Genomic DNA, 6890 nt, shown 5'->3' with positions numbered 1-6890 from the left:
TGGTTGGCCAGGGAGTCCAACTGCCGGTAGCTCAGGCGCTGGGTGCCGACCACCAGGGCGGTGGCCTCGGGAGTGGCTTGCACCTGCTGCTCGAAGAGGTAGTGCAGCGCGCCGTCCTGGGAGGGCTCGGCGGCGGTGTGGTTCCAATCCACCAACACCTGCCGGCGCTCGGCCTCGGTCAGCAGCGGCAGATCACCCAGCCGCCCCTCCGCGCGCGCCACGAGCCCCTCCAAGAGGAGCTTCCAATGCCGCAGGAGCTGATCGATCCACTCCGGGTCGAAGCGAGCCAGGTCGTACGACAGGGCGAGCGCCAGCTCTCCCAGCGGCGCCACTCCCGCGGTGAGCGGGTAGTTGGTGTGGTCGAAGGCCTGGACATCCCGGATGTCGAATCCGCCCGCGCGCTGCTTGACGGTGTTGTCGACCGGGTAGTTCTCGAAGACGAGGAGGCTCTCGAAGAGGGGCGAGCCGCGGGGCACGTCGCTCCAGCCCTGGAGCTGGACGAGCGGGCTGTACTCGTGCTGGCCCTGCTCGGCCTGACGGGCCTGGAGGCGCTGCAGCCAGGGCAGGACGGCCTCACTCGGGTCGAAGCGTACGCGGACGGGCAGCGAGTTGATGAACAGGCCCATCATCGACTCGGCGCCGGGCAGGTCCATGGGGCGGCCGGCGACGGTGGCTCCGAAGACGACGTCGTGCTCGCCGGCGTAACGGCCGAGCAGCAGCGCCCAGGCCGCCTGGGTCAACGTGTTGAGCGTGAGCTGGTGCTGGCGGGCGAAGGACTGCAGCGCGGCCGTCCCGGCGGAGGAGAACAGCACCTTGCGCTGGTCCATGCGCCGCTGCTGCCCGGCGGCGTGCAGTACGCCCTTGTCACCGGGCAGCGGGGTGGGAGCCGTGAAGCCGCGGAGGGACTCGCGCCAGAAGCGCTCGGCGCCGTCCAGGGACTGGCGCTGCAGCCAGGCGATGTAGTCGCGGAAGGCGGGGCGGTGTCCCGGCTGCGGCGTCTGCCCGCGCTGGAAGGTGTCGTAGGCGGCGAAGAGCTCCTGGAGCAGCATTCCCTGGCTCCAGCCGTCCAGGATGAGGTGGAGCTGGCTCCAGACGAGCTGCCAGGCGCCGTCCTCCAGGCGGATGAGGGCGATGCGGAGCAGGGGCGCGCGGGTGAGCTCGAAGCCGCGGGCGCGGTCCTCGGCGGTGAAGGCCTCGAGCCGGGTCCGCTGCTCTTCGGCGGACAGCTCCCGCCAGTCCAGCTCCTGCCAGGGCACCTCGGCGCGGGTGTGGACGACCTGGAGGGGCTCGGCCAATCCCTCCCAGACGAAGGCCGTGCGGAGGATGGGGTTGTGGGCCACCACCGTGTTCCAGGCGCGCCGGAAGGCCAGCGGCTCGAGCTGGGTGTGGATGCGCCAGGAGGACTGCACGAAGTACGCGGGCGAGCCCGGCGACAGCAGGGCGTGGAAGAGCATGCCCTGCTGCATGGGGGAGAGCGGGTAGAGGTCCTCGACGCCGGTGCCCTGCTGCCGGAGGACCCGGCCCAGCGTGTCCGCGGTGAGGGAGGCCAGCGGGAAGTCCGAGGGCGTGAAGCGGCGGGCGTCCTCGGTGGTGCGGCCGGAGATCAGCGCGCGCACGGCGGCCAGCATGTCCCGGGCGAGCGCCTCCATGGAGGCGGAGTCGTGCAGGTTCTCGCTGTAGGAGACGGAGAGCTGGAGCTTCCCGTCGCTGACGAGCCCGCTGATGTCCAGCAGGTGCGAGCGCGCGCCGTGGGTATCGAAGGGGGCGCCGGAAGACTCCTTCGCGAAGGCGAAGGTGGTGGAGGCCGCGGCCGGGGCGTCGAGCTGGCCGAGGTAGTTGAAGGACACCTGTGCGCGGGGCAGGGCGCGCAGGCGCGAGGCCACGTCCTCCGCACCGAGGTGGCGCAGCAGCCCGTATCCCAGGCCCTTGTTCGGCAACCGGCGCAGCTCGTCGCGCACGGCGCGCAGCGCATCACCGGGAGAGCCCGAGGCGGGGAGCTGGAAGAGGACGGGGAAGGAGGCGGTGAACCAGCCGGCGGTGCGGGACAGATCCACGCCCTCGAAGAGGTCCTCGCGGCCGTGGCCTTCCATCTCCACGAGCACGCCGGACTGGCCGGACCAGCGGGAGAGGGACTGGGCGAGCGCGGTGAGGAGCACGTCCTCCAGGCGGGCGCGGTAGGCCGTGGGCACCTCGAGCAGCAGGGTGCGCGTCTCCTCCGCATCCAACGACAGACCCACCGTCCGCACGGAGGCGAAGGTGTTGGCCCCCTGGGCCTTGTCCACGGGCAGCGGGCGCACCCGGGCACGGGCCTCGTCCAGCCAGTAACCCAGCTCCTGCTTCACGGCGTCGGAGTGGGCGTGCTGCTCGAGCTTCTCCGCCCACGTCTTGAAGGACGTGGTCTTCGGAGGAAGGGTGGGCTGCCGACCCTGGGCGAGTTGCTGGTAGGTGGCTTCCAGGTCCTCCAGGAGGATGCGCCAGGAGACAGCGTCCACCACGAGGTGGTGGGCCACGAGCAGCAGGCGGGCGGGGCGGCCGGCGCCGCAGTCGAAGAGGGCGGCGCTCAGCAGCGGGCCCGAGGCCAGCTCGAAGCCGCGCTGCACCTGGGTCGAGGCGGCTTCAATGGCGGAGGCGAGCCCCTCCGGAGGGACGGAGGCCAGGTCCACCCGCCGGAGGCGAGGCGTGGTCTCCAGTCCGGTGCCCTGCTGGAGCCAGGTGCCGTCGGGCTGACGGGTGAAGCTCAGGCGCAGGGCATCGTGGTGCTCCACCAGCTTGCGCAGGGCCTGCTCGAGCAGGGCCGGGTCCAATGGACGGCGGACCTCCAGCAGCAGGGCCTGGTTGAAGTGGTGGGCAGCGGGCTGCTCCTCCTCGAGGAAGGCGCGCTGAACGGGGATGAGGGGCACCGGGCCCTGCACCAGGCCCTGCTCGGCGAGCATCTGCCGGGCGGGGGTGGCCACCGCGGCCAGCGCGGCCACCGTCTGGTGCTGGAAGAGGAGTTTGGGCGAGAGCTGCAGGCCCGCCTGCCGTGCGCGAGCCACCACCTGCATGCTGGTGATGGAGTCGCCGCCCAGCTCGAAGAAGTTGTCGTGGATGCCCACGCGCTGCACCCGCAGCACCTGGGACAGGATGTCCACCAGGGCCTGCTCGGTGGCGTTGCGCGGCGCCTCGTAGTGGGCGGAGGCGGGCGCCTGCTGGGCGTCGGCCGGAGCGGGAAGGGCCTTGCGGTCCACCTTGCCGTTGGCGGTGAGGGGCAGGGCCTCCAGGTGCACCAGCGCCGAGGGCACCATGTACTCGGGCAGCCGGCCCTTGAGGTGCGCGCGCAGCTCGGCCACGGGGGCCTCACCCTCGAAGTACGCGACCAGCCGCTTGGTGCCGCCGTCCTCGCGAGCCACCACCACGGCCTTGGCCACCGACGGGTGGCTGAGCAGCGCGGACTCCACCTCCGCCAGCTCGATGCGGAAGCCGCGGATCTTCACCTGGGTGTCGGCGCGGCCGAGGAACTCGAGCACACCGTCGGCGCGGCGGCGCACCAGGTCGCCGGTGCGGTACATGCGCGCGCCGGGCTCGGTGCTGAACGGGTCGCGCAGGAAGTGCTCCGCCGTGAGCGCGGGCTGCCGGAGGTAGCCGCGCGCCAGGCCGTCGCCGCCGATGAAGAGCTCGCCGGGCACGCCCACGGGCACGAGCTGCTGGTGGGCGTCGAGCACGTACAGTCGGGTGTTGCCGATGGGCGTGCCGATGGGCACGGAGGTCCCCACCTGCGAGGGCTCCGTCATGCGGAAGCAGGAGGCGAAGAGGGTGCTCTCGGTGGGGCCGTAGCAGGCGGTCACCGCGATGCGCAGCTCCTCGAGGACGCGGCGCACGTGTGGAGCGGAGACGACGTCACCACCGGTGAGCAGCTGCTTGAGCGAGCGCAGGCCGTCGAGGTGGGCGTCCACCATCTGGGTGAAGAGGCCGGCGGTGAGGTGGAGGGTGGAGACGGAGTGGCGCTCCAACACCTGCTGCAGCTCGCGCACGTCGTTGGGGGCGTGGGGAGGGTAGAGGACGAGGCGGCCGCCGTGGAGCAGGGGACCCCAGAGCTCGAGGGTGGAGGCGTCGAAGGAGATGGGGGCGATGAGGAGGAAGGAGTGCTGAGGGCCCAGCTCCATGTAGTCCACGCGTCCGAGGAGCAGGCGCATGACGGAGCGGTGCTCGATGCAGACGCCCTTGGGACGGCCGGAGGAGCCGGAGGTGAAGTCGATGTAGGCGAGGTTGCGCGAGGTGGTGGCGCTGACAGGCGCGGTCACCGGCTGGCGCGCCACTTCCTCGGCGAGCTCGTCGAGGAGGATGACCTCGAGCCCCGCGATGGGGAGCTGGGAGGCCAGGGCGCGGGTGGTGAGGAGGACCTGGGGCTGGGCGTCCTCGAGCATGTGGACGAGGCGCTCGCGGGGATAGGAGGCATCGAGCGGGACGTAGCAGCCGCCGGCCTTGAGGATGCCGAGCAGGGAGACGATGAGCTCGACGGAGCGCTCGAGGCAGAGGGCGACGCGGGAGTCGGGCCCGACGCCGTGGCGCTGGAGGAGGTGGGCCCACTGGTTGGCGCGCTCGTCGAGCTGACGGTAGGTGAGCCGCTGGTCGGAGGACTCCAGGGCGATGGCGTCCGGACGCAGCGCGGCCTGCCGGGCGAAGACGTCGTGGATGCAGGACTCGCGCGGGTACTCGTAGGCCGTGGCGTTCCAGCCCTCGGTGAGCTGGTACCGCTCGGAGTCGGACAACAGGGGCAGGGCGGAGATGCGCTGCCGCGGGTCGGCGACGATGCTCTCGAGCAACCGCCGCAGGTGGCCCGCGAGCCGGGCGACCGTCGTGGCGTCGAAGAGGTCGGTGCTGTAGTCCAGCGTCCCGCGGAAGCCCTCCTTCGTCTCCTCCAGGGTCAACGTCAGGTCGAAGCGTGACGTCTGGTTCTCCACCGGCACCGGCTGCAGGGCGAGCCCCGGCAGCGCCAGCTCCGCAATGGGCGCGTTCTGGAGGATGAACATCACCTGGAACAGCGGCGTGCGGCCCAGGCTGCGCTGGGGCTGGAGCGCGTCCACCAGCTTCTCGAAGGGCACGTCCTGGTGGGCGTAGGCCCCGAGCGTCGTCTCACGCACCTGGCCGAGCACCTCGCGGAAGGTCGGATTGCCCTCCAGCTTCGTGCGCAGCACGAGCGTGTTGACGAAGAAGCCGATGAGGCCCTCCGTCTCCCCGCGCGTGCGGCCGGCGATGGGCGAACCCACGCTGATGTCGTCCTGTCCCGAGTAGCGCGACAGCAGCACCTGCCACGCGGCGAGCAGCGCCATGAAGGGCGTGACGCCCTCGCGCTGGGCGAGGGACTTGAGCGCCTCGGACAGCTCCCTGGGCAGGGCCACGGGCTGCTGGGCACCCCGGAAGCTCTGCACCGCCGGACGTGGACGATCCGTGGGCAGCTCCAGCGACTCGGGAGCCCCGGTGAGCTGCCGGCGCCAGAACGCGAGCTGCTCCTCGAGCACCTCGCCCTGGAGCCAGCCGCGCTGCCAGGCCGCGTAGTCCGCGTACTGGATGGGCAGCTCGGGCAGCACCGCCTCACGGCCGGAGATGAAGGCCTCGTACAGCGCCGCCATCTCGCGGATGAGCACGCCCAGCGACCAGCCGTCGGACACCACGTGGTGCATGTCCAGCAGGAGGATGTGCTCGCGCTCGCCGAGCCGCAGCAGGGTGGTGCGCAGCAGCGGGCCACGCGTCAGGTCGAAGGGCCTCGAGGCCTCCTCGCGGGCGAGGCGGAGCATCTCCGGGTGGCGCGCGCTCTCCGGCAGGTGCGTCAGGTCCATCACGGGCAGCGACACCGTGAGCTCCGGCGCGATGAGCTGGATGGGGCCGGACTCCTCCGCGCGGAACGTGGTGCGCAGGGACTCATGGCGGCGGACGAGCGTGTTGAAGCTGCGCTCCAGCGCCGCCACGTCCAGCGTGCCCTCCATGCGGACCACGGCCGGGATGTTGTACGTCGCGCTGCCCGGCTCGAGCTGATCGAGGAACCAGAGCCGCTGCTGCGAGAAGGACAGCGGCAGCGCCTCCGTCCTGGACACCGGCTGGATGCGCGGGGCCGCCTCGTGAGGCTCGGCGGGCTCCTGGCTCGTCTCCGCACCGGTCATCTTCGCGACGATGGCGGCGAGGCCCGCGACGGTGGGGGCCTCGAAGATGTCGCGCAGGGGCAGCTCCACGCCGAGCGTCTCGACGATGCGCGAGATGGCCTGGGTGGCGAGCAGCGAGTGGCCGCCCAGCTCGAAGAAGCTCTCGTTCAGGCCCACGCGCTCCAGCTTGAGCAGCTCGCGGAAGATGGCGGCGATCTGCTCCTCGATGGGGTTGCGAGGGGCCTCGTTGCGCTGCTTCGCGACGATGGCGGCGAGGCCCGCGACGGTGGGGGTCTCGAAGATGTCGCGCAACGCCAGCTCCACCTCGAAGGCCTCGTAGATGCGCGAGACCGCCTGGGTGGCGAGCAGCGAGTGGCCGCCCAGCTCGAAGAAGCTGTCATGCCGGCCGACGCGCTCCAGGTTGAGCAGCTCGGTGTAGATGGTGGCGATCCGCTCCTCGATTTCACCCAGGGCCGCCTGATCCTCCGCGTCCAGCTCGGGGCGCGAGCGATCCGGAGAGGGGAGGGCCTTGAGGTCGAGCTTGCCGTTGGGAGTGAGGGGCAGGGCCGCCAGGGAGACGAAGGCGGAGGGCACCATGTACTCGGGCAGGCGCTCGCGCAGGAAGGAGCGCAGGGCCTCGGGGCTGAGCTGCTGCTCGGCGTTGGGAACGAGGTAGGCCACCAGGCGGCTGTCGCCCGGGGAGTCCTCGCGCACCAGGGCGAGGGCCTCGTGCACGGAGGGGTGCTGGGCCAGGACGGACTGCACCTCGCCCAG

General features: G+C 71.6%; 1 protein-coding gene. It reads right to left on the bottom strand.

Annotated features, from left to right (window positions below):
- A partial coding sequence (locus tag ACJ8AN_RS36900; protein ID WP_407760287.1) for an amino acid adenylation domain-containing protein occupies nucleotides 1-6890 on the bottom strand: 6890 nt, incomplete at both ends.

The sequence above is a fragment of the Archangium sp. genome, from assembly GCF_045802675.1.
Classification (GTDB): Bacteria; Myxococcota; Myxococcia; order Myxococcales; family Myxococcaceae; genus Archangium.
The sequence above is the reverse complement of the archived record's forward strand: the minus strand, read 5'-3'. Positions and strand labels throughout refer to the sequence as shown.